This window comes from Alicycliphilus denitrificans K601 (assembly GCF_000204645.1).
GTDB lineage: Bacteria > Pseudomonadota > Gammaproteobacteria > Burkholderiales > Burkholderiaceae_C > Alicycliphilus > Alicycliphilus denitrificans.
Window position 1 is genome coordinate 4,056,758 of record NC_015422.1, and the last position, 22,370, is coordinate 4,079,127.

The 22,370-nt window shown below is 70.6% G+C and carries 17 protein-coding genes and 1 tRNA gene; 7 read left to right on the plus strand and 11 right to left on the minus strand.

What is annotated here, in order from left to right:
* The first annotated feature begins 31 nt into the window (after positions 1-31).
* The 6 genes from ALIDE2_RS19315 to ALIDE2_RS19340 all read left to right on the plus strand — a co-directional run bounded on the left by ALIDE2_RS19315 (position 32) and on the right by ALIDE2_RS19340 (position 7,116).
* The gene (locus ALIDE2_RS19315; protein ID WP_049791359.1) at positions 32-1,693 is read left to right on the plus strand and encodes an ABC transporter permease; all 1,662 of its coding nucleotides are present in this window, start codon (positions 32-34) and stop codon (positions 1,691-1,693) included.
* Between the two features lie 15 nt (positions 1,694-1,708).
* Positions 1,709-2,059: an arsenate reductase (glutaredoxin) gene (gene arsC, locus ALIDE2_RS19320; RefSeq protein ID WP_013722955.1), complete on the plus strand. Its 351-nt coding sequence runs from the start codon at positions 1,709-1,711 to the stop codon at positions 2,057-2,059.
* Positions 2,060-2,125: 66 nt separating this feature from the next.
* Positions 2,126-3,646: a DegQ family serine endoprotease gene (locus ALIDE2_RS19325; RefSeq protein ID WP_013722956.1), complete on the plus strand. Its 1,521-nt coding sequence runs from the start codon at positions 2,126-2,128 to the stop codon at positions 3,644-3,646.
* A gap of 40 nt (positions 3,647-3,686) precedes the next feature.
* A complete protein-coding gene (locus ALIDE2_RS19330) occupies positions 3,687-4,343 on the plus strand; it encodes a response regulator transcription factor (RefSeq protein WP_041701661.1) in 657 nt (218 codons plus the stop codon).
* Positions 4,340-5,716 (plus strand): ATP-binding protein, encoded by a 1,377-nt coding sequence (locus ALIDE2_RS19335; RefSeq protein ID WP_013520414.1) that lies wholly within the window; start codon positions 4,340-4,342, stop codon positions 5,714-5,716. Before ALIDE2_RS19330 ends, ALIDE2_RS19335 begins: the two co-directional genes overlap by 4 nt.
* Complete coding sequence (locus ALIDE2_RS19340) at positions 5,713-7,116, plus strand: phospholipase D-like domain-containing protein (RefSeq protein ID WP_013520413.1); 1,404 nt, start codon at positions 5,713-5,715, stop codon at positions 7,114-7,116. Before ALIDE2_RS19335 ends, ALIDE2_RS19340 begins: the two co-directional genes overlap by 4 nt.
* Positions 7,117-7,131: 15 nt before the next feature.
* On the opposite strand, the gene ALIDE2_RS19345 is transcribed toward ALIDE2_RS19340, so the two are convergent.
* From ALIDE2_RS19345 to ALIDE2_RS25305, 9 genes are all read right to left on the minus strand, one after another.
* Positions 7,132-9,060 carry an FAD-binding oxidoreductase gene (locus tag ALIDE2_RS19345; RefSeq protein WP_013520412.1) on the minus strand — a complete coding sequence of 643 codons (1,929 nt, stop codon included), beginning with the start codon at positions 9,058-9,060 and terminating at the stop codon, positions 7,132-7,134.
* Positions 9,057-10,505 (minus strand): cbb3-type cytochrome c oxidase subunit I, encoded by a 1,449-nt coding sequence (locus tag ALIDE2_RS19350; RefSeq protein ID WP_013722957.1) that lies wholly within the window; start codon positions 10,503-10,505, stop codon positions 9,057-9,059. Before ALIDE2_RS19350 ends, ALIDE2_RS19345 begins: the two co-directional genes overlap by 4 nt.
* Positions 10,502-11,005: a hypothetical protein gene (locus ALIDE2_RS19355; protein WP_013520410.1), complete on the minus strand. Its 504-nt coding sequence runs from the start codon at positions 11,003-11,005 to the stop codon at positions 10,502-10,504. Before ALIDE2_RS19355 ends, ALIDE2_RS19350 begins: the two co-directional genes overlap by 4 nt.
* Positions 11,002-12,585: a cytochrome b N-terminal domain-containing protein gene (locus ALIDE2_RS19360; protein WP_013722958.1), complete on the minus strand. Its 1,584-nt coding sequence runs from the start codon at positions 12,583-12,585 to the stop codon at positions 11,002-11,004. The genes ALIDE2_RS19355 and ALIDE2_RS19360 overlap by 4 nt, the downstream gene beginning before the upstream one ends.
* A gap of 14 nt (positions 12,586-12,599) precedes the next feature.
* Positions 12,600-13,379 carry an SCO family protein gene (locus ALIDE2_RS19365; protein WP_238530052.1) on the minus strand — a complete coding sequence of 260 codons (780 nt, stop codon included), beginning with the start codon at positions 13,377-13,379 and terminating at the stop codon, positions 12,600-12,602.
* Between the two features lie 95 nt (positions 13,380-13,474).
* A complete protein-coding gene (gene cyoE, locus ALIDE2_RS19370; protein ID WP_013722959.1) occupies positions 13,475-14,377 on the minus strand; it encodes a heme o synthase in 903 nt (300 codons plus the stop codon).
* 17 nt (positions 14,378-14,394) lie between these two features.
* Positions 14,395-16,095: a cbb3-type cytochrome c oxidase subunit I gene (locus ALIDE2_RS19375; RefSeq protein WP_013520406.1), complete on the minus strand. Its 1,701-nt coding sequence runs from the start codon at positions 16,093-16,095 to the stop codon at positions 14,395-14,397.
* 13 nt (positions 16,096-16,108) lie between these two features.
* Positions 16,109-16,648, minus strand: a complete 540-nt coding sequence (locus ALIDE2_RS19380; RefSeq protein WP_013520405.1) for a cupredoxin domain-containing protein — start codon at positions 16,646-16,648, stop codon at positions 16,109-16,111.
* Positions 16,649-16,661: 13 nt separating this feature from the next.
* Positions 16,662-16,814, minus strand: coding sequence for a hypothetical protein (locus tag ALIDE2_RS25305; protein WP_013520404.1), 153 nt, complete (start codon positions 16,812-16,814; stop codon positions 16,662-16,664).
* Between the two features lie 266 nt (positions 16,815-17,080).
* Here ALIDE2_RS25305 and ALIDE2_RS19385 point away from each other — a divergent pair, with 266 nt between their 5' ends.
* Complete coding sequence (locus ALIDE2_RS19385) at positions 17,081-17,980, plus strand: COX15/CtaA family protein (RefSeq protein ID WP_013520403.1); 900 nt, start codon at positions 17,081-17,083, stop codon at positions 17,978-17,980.
* A 31-nt stretch (positions 17,981-18,011) separates the two neighbouring features.
* On the opposite strand, the gene ALIDE2_RS19390 is transcribed toward ALIDE2_RS19385, so the two are convergent.
* Positions 18,012-18,086, minus strand: a tRNA-Arg gene (locus tag ALIDE2_RS19390).
* A 103-nt stretch (positions 18,087-18,189) separates the two neighbouring features.
* Positions 18,190-22,278 (minus strand): translocation/assembly module TamB domain-containing protein, encoded by a 4,089-nt coding sequence (locus ALIDE2_RS19395; RefSeq protein ID WP_013722960.1) that lies wholly within the window; start codon positions 22,276-22,278, stop codon positions 18,190-18,192.
* Positions 22,279-22,370: the final 92 nt, after the last annotated feature.

Sequence of the window (22,370 nt, forward strand, 5' to 3'; positions counted from 1 at the left end):
TTGCATCATGGCCGCATGCAGCCATTGGCGCATGCCGACGCTTCCCGCCACGGGCTATCCCTTGCTTCCGATCCAACGCGCCCTGCGCTCCCTCGCTCCCATCGTGCTGGCGCTGCTGCTGGCTCTGCCCGTGCTGGCGGTGCTGGGCGCGTGGCTGCCCCAGGCGGAGGGCGGCGCCCAGTCCGGTGCCATCCTGCGCGATATGGCAGCCACCGTACTGCCGGACTACCTGTGGACCACGCTGTGGCTGGGCCTGTCCGTCGCCGTGGGCGCGGCCGTGGTGGGCACGGCCACGGCAGCCGCGGTGACGCTGTTCGACTTCCGCGGCCGGCGTCAGCTGGAATGGCTGCTGCTGCTGCCCCTGGCCATGCCGGCCTACGTGACGGCCTACGCCTATACCGACTTCCTGCAGTTCAGCGGCCCGCTGCAGGTCTGGCTGCGCGCCACCTTCGGGCTGGAAGGCCGCCTGTTGCCCGAGGTGCGCAGCCTGGGTGGCGCGGTGTGGGTGTTCATCTTCTCGCTCTACCCCTACGTGTACCTGCTGGCGCGCACGGCGCTGGGCGAGCGCGCCGCGCACCTGATGGAGGCGGCGCGCCTGCTCGGCGCATCGCCGGCGCGGCGCATGCGCCGCGTGGCGCTGCCGCTGGCGCGCCCGGCCGTGGCGGCGGGCGTGGCGCTGGTGCTCATGGAGACCCTGGCCGACTTCGGCGTGGCGTCCTATTTCGGCATACAGACCTTCACCACGGGCATCTACAAGACCTGGCTGTCCATGGACGACCGGCTGGCCGCGGCGCAGCTGGCCACCTTCCTGCTGGCCCTGGTGGCGCTGCTGCTGCAGCTGGAGCTGCGCGCGCAGCGGCGCATGCGCTTCGCCACGGGCGGCGTGGGCCGGGCCGGCTCGGCCGAGGCGCAGCCCACGCGCCTGCGCGGCCCGGGCTGCGCGGCGGCCTGGCTGGTGTGCGCGCTGCCGGTGCTGATGGGCTTCGTGGCTCCGGTGCTGTTCATGCTGCGGCCGCTGGCGGCGGATTGGTCGGTGCTGCCCTGGGACCGCTTCGTGCAATGGGCGGGCAACAGCGTGCGCCTGGGGGGCATCACGGCCGTGCTGGCCATGGGCATCGCGCTGGCGCTGGCGTTCGCCGTGCGCCGCCGGGGCGGGGCGCTCACGCGCGCGGTGGTGCAGCTCGTGGGCCTGGGCTACGCCGTGCCGGGCGCGGTGATCGTCGTGGGCCTGCTGCTGCCCGTGGGTTGGCTGCAGGCCGCGGCCCCCGGCTGGGGCCTGAGCGCGCTGCTGACCACCACCGCCGTGGGCATCGTCTGGGCGTACCTGGTGCGCTTTTGCGCCGTGGCGCTGCAGTCGGTGCAGAGCGGCTATGCGCGCATTCCCGCGAGCCTGGACGACTCGGCGCGCATGCTCGGCGTGGGCGGCATGGGGCTGCTGGCGCGCGTGCACTGGCCGCTGCTCAAGCGTTCCACGGCGGCGGCCGCTCTGCTGGTGTTCGTGGACGTGATGAAGGAGCTGCCGGCAACCATAGTGCTGCGCCCCTTCGACAGCGACACCCTGGCCGTGGTGGCCTACCAGCTGGCGCGCGACGAGCGCCTGGGCGAGGCGGCGCTGCCTTCGCTGGCGCTGGTGGCCGTGGGCCTGGTGCCGGTGATCCTGCTGAGCCGAACGCTGCGCGGCTCTTCGCGCTGAGGCACACTGCCGGGCATGAGCGACATCACCATCTACCACAACGCCCGCTGCAGCAACTCGCGCGGCGCCCTGGAACTGCTGCGCGAACGCGGCATCGAGCCGACCATCGTGGACTACATCAAGGAGCCCCTGGGCGTGGCTGAACTGACGGCCCTGGCGGCCCGCCTGGGCGTGCCCGTGCGCGAGCTGCTGCGCAGCAAGGAAGCGATCTACCAGGAGCTGAACCTGGACGCACCAAGCGTGAGCGACCGGCAGCTGATAGAGGCCGTGGCCGCCCACCCGGTGCTGCTGAACCGCCCCATCGTCGTAAGCCCCAAGGGCGCCCGGCTGTGCCGGCCGCCGCAGCTGGTGCTGGATCTGCTTTAAGAATCGCCTAAGCCGGCACTCCCACACTGCCTTCCATCGGCACTACATGCTATGGAAAGGCAGACCATGAACACACTACTCGCCACTCCCCGCCGCCTCGTCCTGGCCCTAGTGGCCGCGGGCGCATTGGGCGCCACGGGCGCGGGCCTGATCACGGCGCACGAGGCACGCGCGCAGCTGGCGCAGCCGGTGGCGGCTGCCGCGGCGCCCGCCACGGCGCCGGCCGCCGCCGCGCTGCCCGATTTCTCGGCCATCACCGCGCGCTACGGCCCGGCGGTGGTCAACATCAGTGTCAGCGGCATGCGCAAGGTCTCGGATGATGATGGCGCCAACAGCCCCACGGCGCGCCAGCGCGGCATGCCGGGCATAACCCCCGACGACCCGTTCTACGAGTTCTTCCGCCGCTTCGGCATCCCCATGCCCGACATGGGCGGGCAGGGCCAGCGCAGCGTGCCCGTGCGCGGCGAGGGCTCGGGCTTCATCATCGACCCCAACGGCATCGTCCTGACCAACGCCCATGTGGTCAAGGGCGCCACCGACGTGACCGTGAAGCTCACCGACCGGCGCGAGTTCCGCGCCAAGGTGCTCGGTGCGGATCCCAAGACTGACGTCGCCGTCCTGAAGATCGATGCCAGCAACCTGCCCACCGTCCAGCTGGGCAGCTCGGACGACCTGAAGGTCGGCGACTGGGTGCTGGCCATCGGTTCGCCCTTCGGTTTCGAGAACTCCGTCACCGTCGGCGTGGTGAGCGCCAAGGGCCGCTCGCTGCCCGACGACAGCTACGTGCCCTTCATCCAGACCGATGCGGCCGTCAACCCCGGCAACTCCGGCGGCCCACTGTTCAACGCACGCGGCGAGGTCGTGGGCATCAATTCGCAGATCTACAGCCGTTCCGGGGGCTTCCAGGGCCTGTCGTTCTCCATCCCCATCGAGGTGGCCACGCGCGTGGAGCAGCAGATCGTGGCCACCGGCCGTGTGGAGCACGCACGCCTGGGCGTCGCCGTGCAGGAGGTCAACCAGACCTTTGCCGACTCGTTCAAGCTGCCCCGGCCTGCAGGAGCGCTGGTGGCCAACGTCGATGCCGGCGGCCCGGCCGACAAGGCGGGGCTGAAGGTGGGCGACGTGATCCTCAAGATCAATGGCCGGCCCATCGTCGCCTCGGGCGACTTGCCCGCCTTCGTCGGCCAGCAGGCCCCGGGCGACAAGGTGCAGATGGAGGTCTGGCGCCAGGGTCGTGCCGAGACCCTGGCCGCCACCCTGGGCAACGCCGACGACAAGGCCGCCAAGGTCGCCAGAGGCGACGATGCCGTGGGCAAGGGCCAGCTGGGCCTGACGCTGCGCCCGTTGCAGCCCGACGAGGCTCGCGCCGCGGGCGTGGAGAATGGGCAGGGCCTGCTGATTGAGGACGCGCGCGGCCCGGCCGCCATGGCGGGCGTGCAGGGCGGCGACGTGTTGCTGGCCATCAACGGCATGCCGGTCAAGGGCGTGGAGCAGGTGCGCGCCGCCATGGCCCATGCGGGCAAGTCGGTGGCCCTGCTCATCGAGCGCGACGGCGACAAGATCTTCGTGCCGGTGCGCCTGGGTTGAGGAGTCCGCGGGCGCGGGGGATTGGCTTATGCTGCACCCCATGCGCCTGCTGCTTGTAGAGGACGACACCATGATCGGCGAGGCCGTGCGCGACCTGCTGCGCGCCGAGCATTACGCCGTCGACTGGGCCACCGACGGCGACATGGCCGACGCCGCGCTCGCCACCCAGCAGTACGACCTTGTGCTGCTGGACCTGGGCCTGCCGCGCCGCGATGGCCTGGCCGTGCTGCGGTCGCTGCGCGCGCGCAAGGACCGCACGCCCGTCCTGATCGCCACCGCGCGCGACGGCGTGGCCCAGCGCGTCGAGGGGCTGGACGCCGGCGCCGACGACTACGTGCTCAAGCCCTATGACGCGGGCGAGCTGCTGGCGCGCATACGCGCGCTGCTGCGCCGCGCGAGCGGGCGGGCCGAGCCGGTGTACGAGCACCAGGGCGTCACGCTCAACCCCGGCACGCGCGAGGCCACGGTGCAGGGCCGGCCGGTGGTGCTGTCGGCGCGCGAATGGGCGGTGCTCGAACCCCTGATCGCGCGCCCGGGCATGGTGCTGTCGCGCCAGCAGATCGAAGACAAGCTCTACGGCTGGGGCGACGAGGTCAGCAGCAACGCCGTCGAGGTCTACGTGCACGGCCTGCGCAAGAAGCTCGGGGCTCATATCGTGCTCAACGTGCGCGGCCTCGGCTACATGGTGCCCAAATGAGCGTCCTGCGCCGTCCCTCTTCGCTGCGCCTGCGGCTGCTGGTGTTCCTGCTGGCCGCCATCGCCGTCACCGCCCTGGTCCAGGGCGTGCTGGCCTACCGTCATGCGCTGGCGGAGACCGACGCGCTGTTCGACTACCAGATGCAGCAGACCGCGTTCGCGCTGCGCGCCGGCCTGCCGCCCGATGCGCGGGCCGGCGGCGGTGCGCGCCCCGAATACCAGCACGACGAGCTCATCGTCCAGGTCTGGACCAACGAGGGCCTGCGTATCTTCGAGTCCGCCGTGGGCGTCGCGCTGCCGCAGATCGCGGTGCTGGGCTTCACCCAGGTGCAGGCGCGCGGCACCACCTACCGCGTGTTTTCGCTGCAGACGCGCTCGCAGGTCATCCAGGTTGCGCAGGACATGGCGGCGCGCCGCACCATGGCGCGCGCGCTCGCGCTGCGTTCGCTGCTGCCGCTGGCGGCGATGGCGCCGCTGCTGGCCCTGGCCGTGTGGTGGGCCGTAGGCCGCCTGCTCGCGCCCGTGGAGCGCGTGCGCGGCCAATTGGCGCGGCGCCAGGTCGATGACCTGGTGCCCGTCAGCGACGCCGGCTTGCCCAGCGAGCTGCAACCCCTGGTGCGTGAATTCAATGGCCTGCTGGCGCGCGTGCAGCATGCCTTCGAGGCGCAGCAGCATTTCGTGGCCGACGCCGCGCACGAGCTGCGCTCGCCGCTGGCCGCGCTCAAGCTGCAGGTGCAGGGCCTGCAGCGCGCCAGCGACGCCGGCGCACGCATGCTGGCCGTGGAGCGCTTGGCCGGCGGCATAGACCGCGCCACGCGCCTGGTCGAGCAACTGCTGGTCCTGGCCCGCCAGGAGGCGCAGGCCACCGCAGGCGCTCCGCCCAAGCCCGTGGTGCTGGCCGATCTGGCGCGCCAGGCCGTGGCCGACGCGGCGCCTGCGGCTCAACAGCGCGGCGTGGACCTGGGGCTGGCGCTGGCCCCCGAGGCGGAGCATGCCAGCGTGCCCGGCCAGCCCCAAGCCCTGGAGATCCTGCTGCGCAACTTGGTCGACAACGCTATCAAATACACCCCGCAGGGCGGCGTGGTGGACGTGCAACTGCAGGCGGAGCCCGGCCACCTGGCGCTGGTGGTGGACGATAGCGGTCCGGGCATTGCGCCCGATGAGCGCCAGCGCGTGCTGCAGCGCTTCCACCGCGGCCCGCAGGACGGCGGTACGGCGGTGGCCGGCAGCGGCCTGGGCCTGGCCATCGCCGAGAGCATTGCGCGCATGCACGGCACGCGGCTGGAGCTGAGCAGCGCTCCCCGCCTGGGAGGGCTGCGCGTGTGCGTGCGGCTGGCGCGCGCCGCAGAGCGGGGGGAGGGCGCGCACGCATGATCCGCGTGGCCGTGCTTTCGGGTCTGGGCCATGCGGTGTTCGTGGCCGCGGGCCTGCTGGTCTATGTGATGGGCACGCGCATCGGCCACCAGCGCCGCCACCCTTCGGCGGCCGTGGCCTGGGTGCTGGGCATCGTGGCCTTCCCCTACCTCATCGTGCCGCTGTTCCTGCTGTTCGGCACGCGCAAGTTCGCGCGTCCCGCGCGCCGCACGCGTGGCCAGGCGCTGCTGGTGCCGGACGGTGCGCCCGCCTGGGCCGCGCGGCTGCTGGCCAGCATGGAGCTGGCGCCCGCCATGCGCAACCGGCAGGTGGTGCTGCATGCCGATGGCGGCGAGGCGCTGCAGGGCCTGCTGGCCACCATCGCATCGGCACGCCACCGGTTGGATGTCTGCACCTACGTGCTCGGCCATGACGATGTCGGCCGCCAGGTGGCGCAGGCGCTGCTGGCCTGCGCGCGGCGCGGCGTGAACGTGCGTTTGCTGGTGGACGCGATGGGCAGCATGCGCACGCCCCCCGGCATGCTGCGCGCGCTCAGGCGCCGGGGCGTGCAGGTGCGCCGCTTTATGCCGCTCTTGCACAACCCCCTGCGCGGACGCACCAATTTGCGCAATCACCGCAAGCTCGCCGTGGCCGATGGCTTGCGCCTGTGGAGCGGCGGGCGCAATCTGGCCAGCGAATACTTCGTGGACCGTCCGGGCCGGCCCGCGTGGATCGACCTGAGCTACGAGGTGTGCGGTCCGCTGGCCGAGCTGGCGCAGGCCCAGTTTTCCACCGACTGGCGCGTGGCCCACGGCCTGGCGCTGCGCAAGGGGCGCAGGGCGCGGCATGTGCACGCGCCGGACTTGCTTGCCGGGCCCGAGGATGGCCCGCTGGCGCAGTGGCTGCCCAGTGGCCCCGATCATGCCGACGACACCGTGCACGCGCTGCTGCTGGCTGCGGCCTACCATGCGCAGCGGCGCATCGTGGCCGTCACCCCCTATTTCGTGCCCGACGAGGCCTTGCTCGACGCCTGGTGCCTGGCCTGCCGCCGCGGCGTGCGCGTGAGCCTGCTGGTGCCCGCGCGCTCCAACCACCGCCTGGCTGATATCGCGCGCGAGCGCGCCCTGCGCGAGCTCAGCGCCGCCGGCGCGCAGGTCTGGCTGAGCCCCGCCATGGTTCATGCCAAGGCAGTGCTCATCGACGACGAGCTGGCCCTCGCGGGCTCGCTCAACCTCGACGCGCGCAGCCTGTTCCTCAACTACGAGGCCATGACGGCCTTCTATGGCGCCCAGGAACTGCGCTGGCTCTCGCAATGGTGCGCGCGGCAGATCGCCGCCGCGCGCCCCTACCATGCGCGCCGCCCCTCCCTGGTGCGCGACATCGCAGAAGGGGTGGTGCGTTCGGTGGGGTTCCAGCTGTAGCCGCGCGCCCGCAGATCAACCGGCCGGCTGCTGCGCCTGCGCGGGCGCGGCCATCACGAAGGCATCGGAGAAGCAGAAGTTCTCGTCAAGCCCCTGGGCTATGAAGGCCGGGACGGCGGTCTCCACCATCCGCACCGAGCCGCACAGGTAGACCTCGTTGCCGCTCAGGTCGGGGAAGTCCGACAGCATGGCCTCGTGCACCAGGCCGGTGCGGCCGGTCCAGCCATCGTCCGGCGCGGGCTCGGAGACCACGGGCACCACGGTGAAGTTGCCGTGCTGGCGCTGCCATTCCTCGCATTGCGCCAGCAGGTACAGGTCCTGCGGCTGGCGCACCCCCCAGTACAGGCGCATGGGACGCTGCACGCCGCGCGCGAAGGCGTCTTCCACGATGCTCTTGATGGGTGCGAAGCCCGTGGCCCCGGCGATGAAGAGGATGGGGTGCGTGCTCTCGCGCAGGGTGAACTGCCCCAGCGGCCCTTCGAAGCGCACGGTGTCGCCCACCTTCATGGCCTCGAACACATGGGTGGTGAAGCGCCCGCCGGGCACCAGGCGCACGTGCAACTCAATCTGGCTGCCGGCGCCGGGACGGCTGGCAAAGGAGAACGCCCGGCGCTGGCCGTCGTCCAGCAGGATGTTGATGTACTGGCCCGCGACGAAGGGCAGGCTCTGGCCTTCGGGCAACTGCAGGGAGACGCGCATTACGTCCGGCGCCAGGCGCTCCATCTGGGTGACCGTGGCGCTGTAGACCTCCTGGGCCTCGGCCGCGGCGCCAGTGAAGCCCGCCACGTCGATCACCATGTCCTCGCGCGGCACGGCGCAGCACATCAGCGCCTTGCCGCGCGCCTTGTCGGCGTCGGGTAGCGCGCTCCTTTGGTAAGGACGGTGCTCGAACTGGCCCTGCTCGACCGAGCACAGGCACAGGCCGCAGCCGCCGTTGCGGCATTCATAGGGCAGGGCCAGGCCCTGGCGCAGGCCGGCGTCCAGGATGGTCTCGCCCTCGCGCACCTTGATCGCCGCGCTGGCACCCTGCTCGCCCTGTACCTGCACCTGGTGCATGCGCTTTTCCCCGCGCCTGAACTGGGGCGGCCACCACGGCAGCAGGGCCACCAGGACGGAGGCTCCCACCACCAGCGCCCACACGCGGCCCAGCGGCCATTCGGTCAGCAGCGGGAAGACGGCCATGTAGAACCAGTCGGGCTCTATCCGGGTGATGGCCCGCGCCAGATCGGTCTGCCCTCCCTGGCTGTGCACGGGCGCAACGAGCGAGAGCGCCAGCAGGGTTGTCATCAGGCCGATGACGATGGGGCGGGGCGGCGTGGTGCGCGCCTTGGGCACGCGCTGCACGTGGATCCACATCACCATCAGCACCACCAGCGGCAGGCCCAGGTGCATGAACGACAGCAGCGTGAAGAAGCGCGCCCCCACATGCTCGGAGTACAGGAAGTTGCGCATCAGGCTGCCGTTGAAGATGGGCAGCCAGTCCAGCCACTCGAAGCTGGTGACCGTGACGTACTGGGCCAGGTGGTCCCAGGGCAGCATGTAGCCGTTGACGCCCGAGGCATAGACCATCCAGATCAGCATCACCCCCGTGATCCACGAGAACCAGCGGAAGCCGTGGTAGAGGTTGAAGGCGAAGTAGCGCAGCATGTGCAGCACCATGGTCAGCACCATGGCGTCCGACGCATAGCGGTGCACGCTGCGCAGGATGCCGCCCAGCCACCATTGCTTGGTGCTCAGGTCGACGACCGAGGTGTAGGCCTCGGAGATGCCTGTCTCGAAGAAGATGTAGAGGTACAGGCCGCTGCCCCCGACGATCCAGAACAGGAAGAAGGTGATGGCCCCCAGGTGGTAGAAGGGGTTGATGCGGTCGCCGAACGCGGCGTTGAACAGGCCCTCGGCGCGCAGGAAAAGCCACTGCAGCAGTTCTTGGAATTTCTTGATCACGAGCGGGGCTCCTTCATGCGTTCCAGGCTTGCGGCTTGGCGCATGGCGCGCAGCACGACGACGACGAACAGCAGTCCGCCGATGATGGCGATCAGGCCGCCCAGACCCATCAGGCCCATGCCGGCGATCTCGGCCGTGCTGCGCAGCACCTGCTCGGCGCCGGCCACCTTGCGCTGCACGCCGTAGCCGCCCGACCAGACCAGCCCGACGATGTGCATCAGCTGCCCCATGCCGTACAGCCAGGGCTGCCAGGTGGCCAGGCGGCCTTGCGGCGCCTGGTAGCCGAGGGCGGGCAGGATGCGGTACACGGCACCCATGAGCGCCAGCGTCACGCCCACGATGCAGCCGTGGTAGTGCGCCGGGATGCGCACGTTGCTGCCCTGGATGAAAACGCCAATCATGCCCCCGGCGGCAAACAGCAGCACAGAGGACAGCAGTGCCGCGCGCAGCGGGCGCAAGGCGGTGTCCAGGCGGCGCAGCGACAGCACGCCCAGCACCGCGGCCAGGCCCACGGGCACGATGGCCGGGCCGCCGCCCAGGCGCATGGCCCAGGTCAACAGGTTGCGGTGCTCGACCGAGGCCACGTCGTGCGCCAGGTAGGCATAGGGCGTGCTGAAGACGCCGGCCAGTGCCAGCAGGAACAGCAGCAGCGTGACGCGCGGGCTCAGGACGATGCGCGCGCCGCAGGCGCTGGCCAGCCACAGCCAGGCCACCAGCATGAGCAGCGTCCAGGTGAACTGCAGCGCATGGCCGCCGCCCCAGAACAGGATTTCGTAATACGCCTTGCCGTGCAGGCTGATGGGCAGCACCAGCCATGACCAGGCAAAGCACAGCAGCGCCACTGCGGTGGCGATGGCGGCCGCGCTGAGGCCGAAATGCAGCGCCCCGCGGCCGTCATAGCCCAGCCCCAGCCGCGGTGCCGCCAGCAGTCCGCGCAGCACCAGCAGGGCCGTGCCCAGGGCAAACACCACCAGACCGGCGAGGAACAGCGGCGATTCCAGCACCGGGATGTAGTTCGCCATGATGGGCTCGCCAGGGTCTACAAAGGGCGACAGTGCCATGGCCAGCGTGCCGCCGCCGGTCACCCACAGCGCCAGCCAGCCCAGGCCTTGCGCACGCGGATGGCCATGTAGGCTCCATAGCAGCCCGGCCATGGCGACGAACCACACCAGCACCGACAGGTCCACGTGCAGCACCAGGGAGATATGGAAGAAATTGGCCGCCGGCAGCCATTGGTTCACGTAGGGCGTGCGCGAGACCACGAGCAGCACGGAAAACAGGCCGGACCCTATCAAGGCCGCCAGGCCCAGCCACAGCCAGCCACGCGCCAGGGGCAGGCGGCCGTCGTGCGGCAGGCTGAGCTGGTAGCTGGCCCCGGGGCGCGCCGCCGGCGGGCTGGCGGCGGGCTTGGCGGTCCGGCCGGGGAAGGTGGTGTTGGCACTCATTGCAGAACGATGCCTCCCTTGTCCGGGTTGAAGTCGATCACCAGCACCTGCGCGGGCTGCAGCGTAACGGTTCGTTCCAGCTGGTGGGTTTGCGCAGAGGCGCTCTGGCTGTCCTTGAGGCGCACGGCGATCCTGTGTTCGCCCGCGGCAACGTTGAACCGCTGGTACAGCGTGGAGGCGCCGTCGCGCGATAGGCCCGCGGGAGGGGCGTTCTGGTCGAGCACGGTCTGGCCGTCGATGTCCACCGCGATGTGCACGGGCGAACGCTCGCGCTCGCACTTCATGGCCTTGCGCATGTTGGGGGCCATCTTGGCCTGTTCCTCGGCCGTGTAGGGGCGGCATTCGGCCAGGCGCGCGCCATGGTGGATGAAGCTGACCTTGACCTGCGCCATCCCGTCTGGCAGCGGATGGTAGACCGGCCAGCGTGAAAACACGCCCAGCGCCAGCGCGAAGCTGCCGTACAGCAGTGCCTGGCCGGTCCAGTTGAGTGCGCGGTTCATCTATGGCTCTCCTCAGAAGCAGGGTGTGCGCCGGGCTGGCAGCGCTGGCGCAAGGCGTCCAGCGCCGCGGCCAGCGCGGGTTCGTCGCCCGTGTCGGTCCAGGCCACATCCCAGCGGTCGTGCGGCACCGACTGGCGCAGGTGGGGCTCTCTCTCGCCCGTCAGGCGCTGCTCCGTCCAGCGCTGCCCCAGGCGGAACGCGCAGCCGCCGGCGCGGCAGCCGTTGACCAGCACGGCGTCGGCTCCGGCGCGCAGGGCGTATTCGATGAACGAAGGGGGCAGGGCGCCGGCGCATACCAGCTTGAAATGGAGCACGTCGGGCGCATCCAGTCGACCTCGTGCCCCCTGGTCGCAGCCGAAGACCACCAGGCGCATGGGCCCGGGCAGGGCGCGCAGGCCGTCCACCAGCTGCCGGCGCAGTGCGTGGACGGGCCATTGCGGCATGTCTATGCCCGTCACCAGCTGCTCGGCGCTGCGAAAGGGGGTGGACGAAGGGCAGGAGCCGGCGCAGATGCCGCAGCTCGCGCACAGGTCGGCGCGGACCTGCGCCAGGCGCATGCCCGGCTTGCCGTTGGGGTGCGCCACCATGGTGATGGCCGAATAGGGGCAGTCATCGAAGCAGCGCGCGCAGCCGCTGCAGTGCTCGGGGTAGACCACGGCGACCGCCTGGCGCGTTGCCGTGGGCAGGAATGGCGGTAATGCCAGCAGCACGAAGGCCAGGCCCAGCAGCACCCAGACCGTCGTCGGGGAGGTGGCATCCATCAGCGGATGGATGAACAGCAGCCACCAGTCCAGCGCCAGCGTGGTGGGCAGGCTGCCCAGGTCCGCCGGGCCCTGGCTGTGCACCGGCAGCGCCAGCGCCAGTGCCAGCAATACGGCCAGGGTGCTGCCTGCCAGGGGCCGGGGTGGAAACACCTTGGCCAGGCTGATGCGCTGGATGTGGAACCACAGGCCGAAGACCGCCAGCAGCGGGACCCCGATGTGGATAAAGATGAACAGGGTGAACAGCCGGTCGCTCAGGCTCGCGTCGCCCAGGAAATTGCGTGCCAGGGGCGCGGCGAGGAAGGGGAGCGCGTCCAGCCATTCGGCCGTGGCCACCACCGAGTACTGGCCCAGGCGGTCCCAGTTGAGCCAGAAGCCCCCCACGGCGCTGACGAAGACCAGACCGACCAGCGGCACGCCCGTCCACCAGATCATCCTGCGCCAGTGCCGGTAGCGTCCCAGCAGCCATTCGCGCACGATGTGCAGCCCCATCACGAGCACGAAGGCGTCGGCCGCGTAGCGGTGCAGCCCGCGCAGGGCGGTGCCCAGCATCCACGGCACGTCCGCCAGCGACGCGATCGACCGGTAGGCCCCGGCCGCCGAAGTGTCCAGGACGATGAACAGGATGCTGCCGCTGGCCACCAGAAGCCACAGCAGCAGAAAGCCCAGTGCGCCCAGTTGCTTGAGGGGATTGCCCGCGCTGCCAAAGGCCGCGTCGAAGCCATGCTCCAACGCACGGTAGGCATTGGCAAGGCGTGGCAGCGGTGGCGGTGACGTGCTGTGCCCCGTGGGGTCGAGGGCTGAACCTGGCAAAGACATGACTACGGGGCGCGTCAGGCGTTGCGCGTTCCCTTGTGGCGGGCGCTCTTGCGGCTGGAACGCCATTCGTTGATGAAGAAGATCATCATCGCGATGAAGAAGGTCACTCCGCCGGCGATCTGTATCGGCAGGGTGTAGTCCACCTTGTAGGCGCCGGTCTTGGGGTCGTAGACGGTGCACAGGATGCGCACGCGGTCGAGCAGCTGGTCGACCAGTTCGTTGGACTCGACGGGCGTGCCCGCCAGCAGCATCTTCAGGGGCTCGCCCAGTTCAGCCGGGACCAGGCTCTCGCCATAGACCTGGCGCACGATGCGCCCCTCGGCATCGAGGATGGAGACCTGCAGCACATGGTCGAACCCGGCAGGCGTGGCCTGGAAGACGAAGCCGAAATCCTGCGCCAGGGCGGGTACGATGGCCCCGGGCGGGCTCAGGAACTCCCAGTTGGGCTGGCGGATGCCGTACTGCGTGGCGAAGGCTTTGAGCGCCTGCGGCGAGTCGGCCGGCTGGTTGAAGCCTATGCTCACCACGTTGAACTGGTTCGGTCCCACGCTTTTCTGCAGGCCCTCCACGGTTTCCTGCAGCGAGCGCGTGGTGGTGGGGCAGACCTGGAAGCACCCGGTGTAGATGAAGCTCACCAGCAGCGGCTTGCCACGGTACGACGCGAGGGATACGGGCTGGCCTTCGCGGTTCAGGAGGATGTGCTCGCCGACCTTGCGGCCGATGGCTGCCTGGCTGGCGCGCAGCGCCGCCTCACGGTCGAGCCCCAGATCGGCAGAGCCGTCGGTGGATGCCATGGCCGGCAGAGCCAGAGCCAGCCCCAGAGCGCATGAAGCGACTCCCCGGAGCAGACGTGGCGGCAGCGACCAGACCATGGCGGTCACCCTCTATGTCACCGCAGCGCGGCATCCAGGCAGGCGGCGACCAGCAGGACACTCAGTTGCACCAGCGATGCGAAGAACGATCCCATGGCGGCGGCGCGGTCTTCGGGCCTGCGCGCCAGCTGCCAGGACTTGTACACGAAGTGCACGCCCCCCGCCAGCGCGCCTAGGCCGTACACCGGGCCGGCGCCATAGGTCAGCGGCGTGAGCGATGCGATGAACAGCAGCGTGGTGCAGAGCAGCACGGTGCGCGCCGCGCGCTTCGGCCCCACGACCACGGGCAGCATGGGGACGCCCGCCTGTGCGTAGTCGGCGCGGTTGGCGATCGCCAGGCTCCAGAAATGCGGCGGCGTCCACAGGAACAGCACCAGCGCCAGCAGCCAGGGCAGGGGGCCCAGGTCGGGATCGACCGCAGCTGCGCCGGCCAGCACGGCAAAGCTGCCAGCCAGGCCGCCGATGACGATGTTCATGGTCGTTCGGCGCTTGAGCCACAGGGTGTAGACCACGCCGTAGAAAAAGGCGCCCAGGAACACGTGCAGCGCCGCCGCACCGTTGAGCACCAGCCAGGCCGCCGCCACCGCCGCCGCCAGCAGCGCCACCATCAGGACCAGCCAGACCGGATGGTGGGGCAGTGCGCCGGTGGCGAAGGCCCGCCGGCTGGTGCGCTTCATCAGGCGGTCGCTCTCGTACTCGACGTACTGATTGAAGGCCCCCGCGCTGGCCGAGGCCAGCAGCACGGACAACGCCAGCACCAGCGTCTCCGCCCAGCTGGGCGCGGGCCCCGGCGTGATGGCCATGCCCACGAGCGCGGTGATCATGATCAGCATGCCGATACGCAGTTTGAACAGCGAGATGACGTCGCGTGTCACCTGCGCCGCGTTGCGCGTGGCGGGCTTGAGCGTTGTGGTGTGCATGGCGGCTGCGCTCCGTGTCAGCTCAGGCTCCACAGCTGGCCGAGGTACTTCCAGTTGACGAAGTAGTACAGCACGAAGGCCACGAGGAAGAACATCGCCAGCACGAAGGTGCCGGGTGCGACGAAGCCGGCCGAGCCATAGGTCTGCGCAGCTGCCGTGGGGGCCGCGCGCGAGACCGGGGTGAACCTCGGGCTGGGTGCGCCGGCGTCCAGCCGCCTGCCCCACAGCAGCGAGCCCACGGTCACGTAGATGTAGATCGCGCCACCCGCGATGGCCGCCACGCCGGCGATGCCGACCAGCCCCATCATCAGGTAGGCCGCGCCGGGCCATTCATAGGCCAGGGCGTTGCCGCTGAAGGCCATGTCCCAGTGGCGGCGCGATACCCCCAGCGTGCCCGCGCCCATCATGACCAGGCAGAAGAAGTACATCGAGAAGCCGAACAGGTAGGGCTGCAGCTTGGCCAGGCCGGGCGCGATCATCTCGCGCTTGAACAGGGCCGGGATCAGGAAGTAGGTCAGCGCCATGAAGGTCAGCGTGGTGCCGACCACCACCGTGGCGTGGAAGTGACCGGGCACGTAGATGGTGTTGTGGATCAGCAGGTTGAGCTGCTCGGTGCCCATCATCACCCCGGAGATGCCGCCCAGGAAGCCAAAGCCTATGAGCGCGATAAACACGCCGGAGAATGTGGGGTTGCTCCAGGGGGCCTTGCGCAGCCATTCGAACAGGCCCTTGTTGTAACCCTTGGCGCGCTGGGCCACTTCCATGGCGCCGGGGATGGACAGGGCGTGGATCATGGAGCCGAGCACGGCGAAGTACATGAAGTAGCTGGTGTTGACAATCTTCCACTCGGTGCTGACGCCGGGGTCGGCCAGGATGTGGTGGGCGCTGGCCAACTGCAGGAACAGGATGTACAGCAGGAAGGCGCCACGGCTGACGCGCTCGGACATGGGCTTGGCACCGAAGGCGATGGCGGCCACGGCGTACCAGATGGAGATGTGCGCGGCCACGTTGATCTGCTGCGAGGAGTGGCCGAAGGCCCACCAGACCACGCGGTAGACCAGCGGATCGACGCTCTTGAGCAGGCCCACGGAGACGAGGAAGGTCGGCACCAGGATGAAGGCGCCCGACAGGATGGTGAACACCGCGATGATCGCGGCCGTCAGGGCGCCGAAGGTGACCAGGGGGATGGAGCCTTCGTAGGTCTTCTCGCGCTTGGCCACGACCAGCGTGCCGAAGAAGACGCCGCAGGCGACCAGCGCGCCGACGGCGAACAGGATCAGGCTCAGGTAGAACGACCAGTGCGCCATCATCGGCACATAGGAGGTCATCATCACGCTGGACTCGCCCTGGAACACCGTGATGTTGTTCCACACCGCGCCCACCAGCATCAGCACGAAGCCCGCCCAGGCTATCTTGGGCGTGGCGATGCGGCAGCGCAGCAGCGTCGATGAGGCGAAGTACAGCACGGCGACTTCGAAGAAGATGATCCAGAAGATCAGCATGTCGATGCCGTGGGCCGTGAGCACCATGTAGAAGGTGTCGGCGGGCAGCCAGTGCACGGCGGGCCAGCGCGTGAGCACGACGCCGATGGCCAGCAGGCCGCCGACGAGCAGGGCCACCACGGCCATGAAGGCGTTGGCCATCATGAGTTTTTCGGCCTGGGCCTCGAATTGAAGGCCCGTGCGCGGGCAGGTACGGTAAGTGGTAGAGACGGCCATGACAATACTCCCCTTACTTCACGTAGATGCGGCCGAGCATCTCGTGGTGGCCGATGCCGCAGTATTCATTGCATATGACGGAAAAGGTGCCCGATTCATTGGGCGTGACCTTGATCACGTGCTCATAGCCCGGCACCACCTGGATGTTGATGTTGGTCGGCTGCAGCGAGAAGCCGTGGTTGTAGTCCATGGAGGTCAGGTGCAGCTTGTAGGTCTTGCCTTTTTCCAGCTCGAGAATCGGCCACCAGTTCCACAGGCGGCCGATCATGTAGACGTCGGCACCTTCGGGCGGGGCGACCACGGGAACCTTCTGTTCGGTCTCCGTGCGCACCGTCCATTTGTCCACGGCAGCCTGCGTCTGGGCGGTGAACTTCTCGGGCGTCGTCTTGTAGGTCTCGGTGGCCAGGTTCTGTTTGCCGTAGATGTGCCAGAACACCATCATGAAGAACATGACCATGCACCAGATGAAGGAAATGGCGATCCAGATGCCTTCCACGCGATCGAGTGGATGCTTCCACCACAGCCGCTCCGAAGGGGGCAGTATTGCGCTCATGGTGTAGCTCCTTTTACTTGGCCAATGGAATGGTCAAGATGTCGATCACGCCCCACAGGTTGTAGACAACCATGGGAATCATCACGCCCAAAAACAGCAGTAGAAACGGGCTGTCCAGCAGCTGCTGTATGAGTGGAACCTTCTCGTCTTCATCGTCGTGGTGCATAGCTTTCTCCTTGGCACGCTTCTCGGTCCTTTGGATTCTTGACTTTGAAGGTCGGTTAAAACATGCGCTATGTCAAATCTTTGGCGTTGAAGGTCTTGGGTAAACCCTTTGCTTTGTATAAAAAATACGGTCTTGGCGACACTAATCGGGCGCCATTGCCTTGACATGCCTCATCTACCGGGAACACTGGCGCCCTCTGGCATCACCCCGTCACCACCATGTTTTTCCCCGCTTCACAACCACGCAGGCGTCTGGCACTGCAGCGCATGGCCTGGCTGTGTGCGGCCCTGGTGCTGGTGATCGCCAGCTTGAGCGCCTTCATCCGCCTGTCCCGGGCCGGGCAGGGCTGCGAGCCTTGGCCGCAGTGCCAGGGCATCGCGGCCGCAGAGGCCGCGCAGCCAGGCCTGGGCGACAGCGTGGCCATGGCACGCGTGGGCCACAGGGTGGTGGCGTCGACGACCCTGCTGCTAGTGCTTGCGATGGCGGGGCTGGCGCTCGCCTCGGGCGCGGTCCTGCGGACCGAGGCGCGCCTGGCGCTGGTGCTGCTGGGGCTGGCGCTATTCCTGGCGGTGCTGGGCCGCTGGAGCGGGCAGTCGCGCCTTCCGGCGGTGACGCTGGGCAACCTGCTGGGGGGCTTTGCCATGTTCGCGGTCAGCGTGCGCCTGGCTCTGGTGGCGGGGCGCACCGGCGCGGCAGGCTGGCGGCCGGTGCCGGCACCGTGGCTGGGCGTGGCGACGGTCCTGGCGTGGGTCCAGGTCGCGCTGGGGGGGCTGGTCAGCGCCGGCCAGGCAGGGCTGAGCTGCCCGGCCCTGGGCGCATGCGACTGGCGCGCCGGATCGTGGCAGGCGCTCGATCCATGGGTGATGCCGGCCATCGACGTGCTGCCTACGCATTCCGAAGGTGCTCTGGTGCACATGCTGCACCGCTGGAGCGGCATGGCGCTGACCCTGGTGCTGCTGGTGCTGGCCTGGCAGGCGTGGCGCCTGGGGCGGCGGGCCGTGGCCGCCTGGCTGGTCGTCCTGCCGGTGCTGCTGGTGGCGCTGGGGCTGGTGCAGGTCTGGCTGCGCCTGCCGCTGCCCCTGGTGCTGGCGCACAACGCTGCCGCAGCGCTGCTGCTGGCGGTGCTGATGGGGCTGCGCCGGCCGCGCCACGCCGCTCCGTGGTGAGCGACGGCGGGCGCGGGGCGCCGCGAGGAGATGGTCCCCCCGACAGGAATCGAACCTGTATCTAGCGCTTAGGAGGCGCTCGTTCTATCCATTGAACTACGGGGAGGACGGGCACGATTGTAAGGGCGCTGCAGCATGGCATTTTTGCTATTTCCCTGATAGCTATCAGCGCTTTGTGGATGTGCTCTGCAATCGAATTTTGCCTGTATTCAGTCGTAGCGCACCGTATAGATCAGGTCCACCGCGCTCTGGATGCCCGTCTGCCCGCGCAGCGTGAGGTGCTTGGACAGGTCGTAAAAGATATAGAGCGTGCCCAGCACGCCCGAGAGGCTGCGTTCGTAGGTCACGTACAGGTCTTCGGACAGGCGCTTGCCGAGGGTGAGGGCGGCTTCGCTGGCGTCGTCTCCGGCCTGGGGGCCCTTGAAGCCGATCTCGTCCAGGCCCAGGCGCTTGGCGATGCCGTCGGTGCCGCCGCCCGAGCCGCGGCCCAGCAGCGCCAGGGCGGCCTGCTGCAGGAGCGCCGCTTCGGCGCCGCCGGCGCTGGTGCTGCGGCCCAGCACCACCCAGGAGAGTTTTTCGGCGTCGGGCAGGTCGGGGTCGGCGTACAGGCGCACGCGCGGCGCGTGCGCCGTGCCCGTGACCTGCACGCCGGCGCGCACGCTGATGTTGGGGCGCAGGGCCAGGATGTCCAGCGACGGGTTGTCGTAGGGACCGGAGAAGCGCAGCAGGCCCGTTTCCACGTCCAGCGCCTGGCCCCAGGCGCGGTAGCGGCCCTGTACGGTGTGCACTTCGCCGGTCACGCGCGGCTGGCCGCCGGTCGCGGCGCTGCTGCGGATCTCCAGCTCGCCGGTCAGGCGCGTGGTGATGCCGTGGCCTTGCAGCGCGAAGTCTTCGCCCAGGTTGAGCGCGACGGCAATGTCCGGCGGCGTGGCGGCCTGCACGCGGCCCGATGCCTGGGCTGCCTGCTCGGCCTGGGCGGCGGCCGCGCGGTCGAGGGCGGCCGAGTGCACGACCACGTCGCTGCCGAGCGTGGGCGCGCCGGCCTCGGGCAGGATGATGGTGGCGCGGTCGGTGGTGAGCTTGCCGCGCAGCTGGAACTGCCCGCCCTGCAGCCGCGCCTGCAGGTCGCCTGAGACGCTGAGCTGCCGGTCGGCGCGCACCAGCAGCTGCAGGGCCTGGGCGCGGGCGCGCAGGTCCATGGCGATGCCCGATGCGCCGGTGCCGCCCGCTGCGCCCCAGGACAGGCTGCCGCTGCCGCTGAGCGTGCCGCCGTCCTGCGGCGCGGGTGTGCGGTTGCCGCTGTAGCCGGCAATGCGGGCACGGCTGCCCTGGCCGCCGTGCACCAGCAGTTCGGTGATCTCCAGCCGGTCGCCCTGCAGCGTGGCGCGCAGACGGCCGTCGGTGAGTTGAACGCCGTCGAGCAGCGAGCGCACGCCGAACCGGTCGGCCGCGAGCTGTCCGCGCCACTGCGGCGCGGCGCGCGTGCCGGAGAGGCGCGCGTCGGCGCTCAACGTGCCGCTCACGCGCCAGCCCGGCGGCGCCAGGGCGGACCATGCGCCCACGTCGGGCAGCTCGGCGCGCACCGTGGCGGCCAGCGGGGCGTCCTCGGGCCAGGTCCAGCCGCCGTCCGCGCGGGCCAGGCGGGTGCTGGCGTCCGCCTGCACGCGGCCGGCGCGCTCGCTGTCCCATTGCAGCTGCGCGCGCAGGCCGTCGCCGTCGGCGCCTATCGTGAGCTCGGCCTGGCGCAGGCCGGCGGGCGTGCCCGCCCCGGCCACGGCCTGGGGCGCCTGCGCCCCCTTGCCCTGGCCGCTGCTGTGCACGGCGGTGCCGGACGCCACTTCGTCCGTGAGGATGTTCAGGTCGCCGCTGCTGCGCCGCAGGCTGGCGCTGGCGCGCAGGCGCTCGCCGGCGTCTATGTCCCAGCGGCCCTCCAGCACCAGGTTGCCGGCCAGCCCCAGCCGCGTGAGCAGGCCCTGGCCGTCCGTGCGCCAGGCGTTGGCCCAGGCCAGCGGCAGGCCCAGCAGCTCGCCCTGGCTGCGCAGCTGCGCAGCGCCCTGCGCGCCTTGCGCGTAGCGCAGGGGCTGCCAGCGCAGCAGGGCCTCGCCGGGCTGCGGGCCGGTGATGCGCACCTGGCCGGCCGATGCGTCCACGGCCAGACGCGGCGACTGGCGCAGGTCCAGCGCCAGCGGCTCGGCCATGCTCAGCGTCCACGGGCCGGGCTGGCCGTCGGCCGATGCCTGGACGCGCAGCTCGCCCAGCCGGGCCTGCCAGCCGCCCGCGCCGCGGCTGCCTCCGTCGGCGCGCAGGCGCAGCTGGGCGCGCCAGCCGGGCTGGCCGGGCGCGGCGGGCTGGCGCAGCTCGCCGTCCCATTGCAATCGGGCCTGCGCGAGCGTGCCGTCCAGCGCTGCCGTGCCGCGCAGCAGTTCCAGCGTGAACGGGGCCGGGTTGCCGCCCGGCTGCGCCGCGCGCGCGATCTGCAGGCGCGGGGCATCGAGCCGCGCCTGCAGCGTGAAGCCGCCGCCCTGCGCGGCTGCCGCCACCGGCGCGCCGGCAGGAATGCCCGCGGCCTGCAGCTGGCGCTGCAGCGTCTGCCAGCCGCCGCGCCACTGGGCGTTCAGCTCGGCGCTGCCGTCCAGGCTCCAGCCGGCCAGCGCGCCGGACAGGCCCGGCAGGCCGTCCAGCCAGCGCTGGGTGCGCCGCGCATCGGCCAGCCGCAGCGCCAGCGTGCCCTGGCCGCCCTGCGTCGCCACCTGCCCGTCGAACTGCGCCGTGGCGCCGGGCAGTGTGGCCTGCAGCCGGCCTTGTGCCGAGAGATTGGCCGTGTCGATGCGCAGCGCCTGCGCGCGGACCTGGGCCTGCAGCGCATCGAGCAGCAGGCGGTCGATGGCGATGTGGTCGCCCTGCCACAGGCCTTGCGCGGCGAGTTCCTGCACGCGCAGGGGGGCGGGCGCCTTGGCCGTGCCGCGCGCCGGCCGGCCGCCGGCTGCGCGCAGTTGGACGGCGAAGCGCACGGCGCCGTCCTCGCGCGTGTCGGCGCTGGCCGTGCCGCTCAGGGGGGCGGCGTCCAGCTGCGTGTGCAGGGCCGCGGGGTCGAGCGCGCGCACCTGCGCGCTGCCCTGCAGCGCGCGCGTGGCGGGCGTGAAGCTGCCTTGCAGGGCCACGCTGCCGCGGCCCACGTGCAGCAGGGCCTCGGGCACGTTCCATTGCCGGCCGTCGTAGGCGGCGCTGGCCTGCAGCGTGGACAGGGGCAGGCGCTGGCGGTCCCAGGGGCCGGGCTCGGTGTTGCGCAGCGTGGCCTGCATGCGCCAACCGCCGGTGCCGTCGGTGGCGGGCTCCAGGCGGGCGCTGCCGCTGAGCCGCGTGGCGGGCGCCTGCGGCCACAGGGCCGCGAGGTCCAGCGCCTGCAGCTCGGCCGTAGCCTGCTGCAGGGGCTGGCCGGCCCAGGGGGCGATGCGGGCCTGCAGGTCGGCGTGCAGCGGGGGGGGCTTGGCCCCGCCGTCCTCGGTGCCGCGCAGCTGCGCCGTCAGGTTCAGCCGCGCGTCGGCCGTGGCCAGCTGGCCCTGCACGCTGGCCTGGGCCAGGGCCTGCAGCGCGTGCGTGCTGCCCGGCACGCTGGTGTGCACGCTGCCGTTGAGGGTTGCGGTGAGCGCCATGGGCGCGTGCGCCTGCAGCGTGGCTAGCAGGGCGTAGCGGCCCTGGGCCAGCGTGACCTGGTTGATGGCCAGGCGGTGCTGCGCGCCGTCGTAGCGGTACGAGCCGGCCAGGCCGTCGATGGTGACGGGGCTGGTGCCGGCCCAGGTGATGCGCTGCACGCGGAAGGGCAGCTCCACGTGCAGCGGCAGCACGAGCTGCTGCAGGGGCTCGGCGGGCGACTCGCCGTGGCTGGGCTCGCCCTGCGGCGTGAGGGTGACCTGCGCAGCCTCCACGGTGCCCAGCCGCAGCTGGCGGCGCAGCAGCGGCGCCAGCTGCCAGGCGATGCGCGCGTCGCGCACCTCCACGGCCAGCGTGGGGCTGCTCCAGCGCAGCCAGCCGATGCGCCCGCCCGCGCGCAGCGAGCCGCTGACCTCGCCGGCCTGCAGGCTCTGGCCCTCGGGCAGGTACTGCGCCACGCGCGCCAACGTGGCGGCCAGGGACGTGCCGGTGCCGGCCCACCACCACAGCGCGCCCAACAGCGCGAGCAGCACGACCAGCAGCGCGGCCAGGTAGCCCAGGGTCCGGCGCCCGCGGCTGCGGCGCGGCGGCCGGGGTGGCTGCGCGGCGGCCGCGGCGTAGGGCTGGGGGTTGTAGGGCGATGTCATGCTTTATGAAAACGATAGCTGCTTGTGCTGGTACCTATTGGCTTTGAGTATCGAATCAATCTGAATTTGAGGATGGACAAGCGCTGGAAGCT